Origin of the sequence: Kitasatospora viridis (assembly GCF_007829815.1) — a bacterium.
Classification (GTDB): domain Bacteria; phylum Actinomycetota; class Actinomycetes; order Streptomycetales; family Streptomycetaceae; genus Kitasatospora; species Kitasatospora viridis.
The window spans coordinates 389347-394304 of record NZ_VIWT01000005.1 but is presented as its reverse complement, the minus strand read 5'-3'; the positions used below and the strand labels follow the sequence as shown (position 1 = coordinate 394304).

Annotated in this window: 3 protein-coding genes and 1 pseudogene; 1 reads left to right on the top strand and 3 read right to left on the bottom strand. The window is 72.2% G+C overall.

Annotated features, from left to right (window positions below; translation table 11 throughout):
• Positions 1 to 30: 30 nt before the first annotated feature.
• Positions 31 to 687: pseudogene (locus FHX73_RS47730) on the bottom strand (beta-ketoacyl [acyl carrier protein] synthase domain-containing protein); the annotation flags it as partial.
• Between the two features lie 803 nt (positions 688 to 1490).
• On the opposite strand from FHX73_RS47730, the gene FHX73_RS38225 reads away from it, so the two are divergent.
• Positions 1491 to 2237: a thioesterase II family protein gene (locus FHX73_RS38225; protein ID WP_145910644.1), complete on the top strand. Its 747-nt coding sequence runs from the start codon at positions 1491 to 1493 to the stop codon at positions 2235 to 2237.
• 90 nt (positions 2238 to 2327) lie between these two features.
• On the opposite strand, the gene FHX73_RS38220 is transcribed toward FHX73_RS38225, so the two are convergent.
• Entirely contained in the window at positions 2328 to 3113 is a 786-nt protein-coding gene (locus tag FHX73_RS38220) for a thioesterase II family protein (RefSeq protein WP_145910643.1), read from the bottom strand.
• 90 nt (positions 3114 to 3203) lie between these two features.
• Complete coding sequence (locus FHX73_RS38215) at positions 3204 to 4700, bottom strand: AfsR/SARP family transcriptional regulator (RefSeq protein WP_170305269.1); 1497 nt, start codon at positions 4698 to 4700, stop codon at positions 3204 to 3206.
• Between the last annotated feature and the right edge of the window lie 258 nt (positions 4701 to 4958).

Below are 4958 nucleotides of genomic sequence, written 5' to 3'. Positions count from 1 at the left end.
GCCGCCGCCCTCGCCGCGTGCGTAGCCGTTGGCGCGGGAGTCGAACGTGAAGCAGCGTCCGTCCGGCGAGAGGCCGCCGAACTTCGCCTCCTCGGCCGCCGTCTCCTGGCTGATGCTGAGCTTGACCCCGCCGACCAGGGCGCTGGTGCACTCCCCGCGGCGCAGGCTCTCGCAGGCCAGGTGGACGGCGACCAGCGAGGACGACTGGGCGGTGTCCACGGTCATGCTCGGGCCGCTCAGCCCGAGCGCGTAGGAGACCCGGTTGGCGATCATGCCGCGCTGCAGGCCGGTGTTGCTGTGGGCCGTGATCGCGTCCGTGCCGCGCCCGCGCAGCAGCGCGGCGTAGTCGTCGCGGTTGGCTCCGATGAAGACGCCGATCCGGTCGCCGCGGACGTCGCCGGGCACAATGCCGGCGTCCTCGAACGCCTCCCAGCTCAGTTCGAGCACCAGCCGCTGCTGGGGGTCCATCGCGGTGGCTTCGCGGGGGGAGATGCCGAAGAACTCGGCGTCGAACCGGTCGACGCTCTCCAGGTAGCCGCCGAAGGCGGTGCCGGGCAGGGCTTCGCCCGCGCGCGGCCGACCGATCTCCTCCCGGTCGGCCGGCACGCGCGTGATCGCGTCGCCGCCGGTGCGCAGGAGCTGCCAGAAGGCTGCGAGGTCCGGTGCCTTGGGCAGACGGCATGACATACCGATGACCGCGATCATCTCGTCCTGCGCAGGAAGTCGTTCAGCGCCTGGCATGTCCATCCGTCCCCTGCGAAGAAGGAAATTAGCGTTCTCAGAAGGCCGTGAGCCTGTTGAAGCTGTGAGCCTGTTACCGCCGGCACCGTCCGCCGTGGCGGTGCCTCTGTGCCCGGGTCAGTGCCGATGTGCGCGCCGACCGCACCGCGCTCGGTCCCGGTGCCGCGGCTCGCTCGCACCGGTCGGCAGGGGGCCTGACGTCCGGGAGGGACCTGTGCCGGGTGCTCCGGCGGCACTGACGCGAAGAGCGCCGCGCGCCGGTCGCCCTCGACCCAGCCGCGGCAACTCGCCCCCCAAGACACGCGGCAGGCTCACCGGCCGATCTTCCAGTCCCTCATGGGAGGAAGCTCACCACGTGGGCGGACGGCCCGAAAATGACGCCGTTCCACCAGGCGCCCATCGGGAGGCAACCAGGTCATCCAGGCTGGGTGCCGATTCGGACAGCCGGCGCACGCCCAGGTGGGCGGACATGAGGATCCGGGCGGTCAGCGCCCGGGAAGTGCGGAGTTCCCGGTGGATGGAATCCCGCCATCCGGTGGTTCGCTCGCCGGGCCTGTTATCGTGGCGGACCGCCCGTCAACAACGGGGCCCGGCACGTCTGCTGGGCGCCGTGCCGGTGTTCGCCGGGGCGTACGCCGCCGCCGGGACCGCCGCCGGCCGCACGGCTGACCGTCGTTTCCTGACGGTCCGTGGGATCGAACCACCTACTCACACCCAGGCCCGACGCCAGTACTAGCACTTGGAGTGGCATGTCCGTCCTGTCCGTCGACGATGATCTGTGGTGCCGCCGCTACCACCCGTCCCCCACGGCCACGGCCCGCCTGGTGTGCTTTCCGCACGCGGGCGGCTCGGCGCCGTTCTACCTGCCCGTCGCATCGGCGCTCAGCCCCGCTGTGGACGTCATCGCCATCCAGTACCCGGGGCGTCAGGAGCGGCGCGCGGAGCAGCCGTTGACGGATGTGGACTCGTTGGCCGACCGGATCCACGACCTCCTGGTGCGGCAACCGCCGCTTCCGGTCACGTTCTTCGGCCACAGCCTCGGCGCCACCATCGCCTTCGAGACGGTGCGGCGGCTGGAGGCCGGCGGCAGTCCGGTGGCGCACCTGTTCGCGTCCGGCCGCCGCGCCCCGTCCGCGCACCGCGACGCGGCCGGCGTCCATCTGCGGGACGACGACGGCATCCTGACCGAGGTGCGCCGCCTGAACGGCACGTCCGCGAGCGTCCTCGACGACCAGGAGCTGATGCGGGCCGCCCTGCCGTCCCTGCGTGCCGACTACCAGGCGGCCGAGACCTACCGGTGCGCCCCGGACGCGACCGTCGCCTGCCCGGTCACGGTCCTGACCGGCGACCGCGACCCGGAGACGACGCTGCCCGAGGCCCACGCCTGGGAGAAGCACACCACCGGTACGTGCACCGTCCGCACCTTCCCGGGCGGGCACTTCTTCATCACGGCGCACGTGAAGGAGATCAATGCCCTGCTCAAGGAGCACTTCTGACGGTTCGCCAGGCTAGCTGGCCAACACCGCTACCGCCTCCGCGATGCAGCGGGAGGCGGTAGCGGTAACGCTGACGGAGAACGACGCGGCTCAGCGGCGCAGGCCGGTCCCCGTCGTGGCGGCGAGGCGGTCGGACACTACCGACACGACCCCGGCGATCTCCTTGACCAGGTAGAAGTGCCCGCCGGGGAAGACCCGGAACTCGAAGGCGCCGTCCGGCGCCTGCTGCTCCCAGTCCCTGACCTCCTCGACGCCGGCCTCCCGGTCCCGGTCCCCGACGAGCGCGGTCACGGGGCAGCGCAACGGGTCGCCCGCGACGTAGCGGTAGCGCCCCACGGCCGCGTAGTCGCCGCGGAGCGTCGGCAGCACCATCTCCCGCACTTCCGGGTTCTCCATCGCCCGGGCCTGCGGGCCGCGCCGCGAGCGGATCTCCGCGATGATCCCCTCGTCGTCGAGCAGGTGGTGCGTCTCCTCGCGCAGGCGGGTGGGGGCGCGCCGGCCGGAGACGAACAGGTGCGCTGGCCGGCCCGGGTGGTCCCGCTGGAGGCGCTGGGCGACCTCGAAGGCGAGCACGGCGCCCATGCTGTGGCCGAACAGCGACAGCGGACGGTCCAGTGAGCCGGTCAGCGCGTGGGCGATGTGGTCCGCCAGGGTGGGGATGTCCTCGATGCAGGGCTCGGCCCGCCGGTCCTGGCGTCCGGGGTACTGCACCGCGAGGACGTCCACGGTCGGCGCCAGCGCTCGCGCCATCGGCAGGAAGAAGGGGGCGGAGGCGCCCGCGTGCGGGAAGCAGACCAGGCGGTTCACCGCCTGGTCCGCCGGGGCGAAGCGCCTGAGCCACAGGCTCTCGTCACCCAGTCCGTCGTCGATTCCCATCCGGTCCCTCCTGGCGTTCCTGGCGTTCCTGGCGTTCCTGGTGCTTCTGGTGCTTCTGGTCGATGTCCTGGGCTGAAGCGGGGGCGGGGTTCACGCGCCCTCCGGCAGCGCCGCCCAGCCGTGCGCGGCGTCCGAGGGCAGCAGGACGCTGACGGTGACCTCGACCACCGCGTTCTCCGGTATGCCGCCCCCGCGGCGGCTGATCCTCTCGATCAGCGGGGAGGAGTGCTGCCCGCTGATGCCGGCGAGCAGCCCGCGCAGTTTCTTGAGCTTGTCCGGGCCTCCGATGAGCATCTTCACCCGGTCCGGCCGGTGCGGCTGCGGGAGGAGTTCGAGCGCCTCCCAGGCACCGTCGCCGACCCGCTCGTACCGCACGCAGCACTCGGTGGCGCGCTTGGTCTCCTCGCCGACCCAGACCTGTCCCGCCGGTGCGGCGCTGGCCAGTTGGAGGCAGCGGCCGACGACGGCGCTGTCGAGGGCGCGCAGGGTGCCGTCGCCGGGGCGGTAGCTGTGGATCGCGTCGGTGGACACGACCGCGACCTTGACCACCGCCGGCGGGACCCCGCCGTCGGCGGCGTCGCGGACGGACCGGACCCGGCCGAGCGCGGCGCGGATCGCCAGGGCGGCCTCGACGGCCCGGTCGGGGGCGTGGTCGGCGTCGTCGAACAGGATCCAGCTCACGGAGGCGATCCTGCTGATGACCACTCCGCCGTGGCGGCCGACCTCGCGGTCGACCGTCGCGGCCACCGTGTCGAACGCGGAGGCCGTCTCGGCGACGTCCGCCCCGGGCCCGACCTCGCCGACGACGGCCAGCACGGTGGCCAACTGCCCCTGGGGCAGCGGCACGTCGCAGCCGTCCGTCGGGACGAGCGCCGGGCGGCGGGGCTCGGCGGGCGGTTCCTCGGGCGGCGCGGCGGCCGGCACCGCCGGCTCGGCGGGGACGGCGGTCGGCCAGGGGACGCCCACGACGGCGTTGTCGCCGAGCGCGGGCATCTCACCGCCGTGCCAGTCCAGCCGCACGTCCTGATTGAGGATCAGGTGTTCGAGCTCCTGGAGCTCCCGGCTGGGCTCCAGTCCGTGGGCCTCGATCAGCGACACCCGGGCGCGGCGGTAGACGTCGAGCGCGTCCGACTGCCGGCCGCACCGGTACATCGCGAGCATCAGCTGTGCCACCAGGCGTTCGTGGGACAGCTCCCGGGCTGCGAACAGTTCGAGTTCCGCGATCACCTCGCGGTGCCGCCCGCAGGCAAGTTCGGCATCGAACAGTTCCTCGACGGCGACGACGTACGCGTTCTGGACCGCGGCGGCCTCGGGCCACGCGGTGCACGTCTCGGCCAGGTCGGCGAGCACCGGGCCGCGCCAGACGTCGAGCGCCTCGCGAAGCACTCGGCGTGCGGATTCCCAGTCGGCGTCGGCGGCGTGCGCGCGGCCCCGTTCGGTGCGTTGCGTGAACACGTTCAAGTCGATGCTGCCGGGTTCGACGCGCAGCAGGTATCCGGGCGTGTGGGTGAGGAGTACCGGCGGGTCGGCACTTCCGCCGTCACAGGCCAGCATTCCGCGCAGCGAGGAGGCCGCATTCTGCAGCATCTTCCGTGCGGTCGGCGGAATGCGGCCGTCCCAGAGGGAATCGAGCAGTTTGCTCGACGGAACGATCCGGTTCGCTCTCAGGAGCAGCATGCCCAGCATCGCACGCTGCTTGATCCCGCCGAGCGGCACCACCCTGTCCTGGGAAACCACTTCCAGTGGACCTAGGATATTGAACTGCAATTTGGCCTCCCGCCACGCGCGACGCAGTTCGTCCACAATTGGACAGGCCTGCAAGGTGCTCAGGAATCAATGGGCTGC

What these genes read in the sequence shown, in the direction of transcription:
- FHX73_RS38220 (WP_145910643.1), bottom strand. Translation starts at nt 3,113, where the DNA reads ATGGGAATCGACGACGGACTGGGTGACGAGAGCCTGTGGCTCAGGCGC.
- FHX73_RS38215 (WP_170305269.1), bottom strand. Translation starts at nt 4,700, where the DNA reads ATGCTGCAGAATGCGGCCTCCTCGCTGCGCGGAATGCTGGCCTGTGAC.
- FHX73_RS38225 (WP_145910644.1), top strand. Translation starts at nt 1,491, where the DNA reads ATGTCCGTCCTGTCCGTCGACGATGATCTGTGGTGCCGCCGCTACCAC.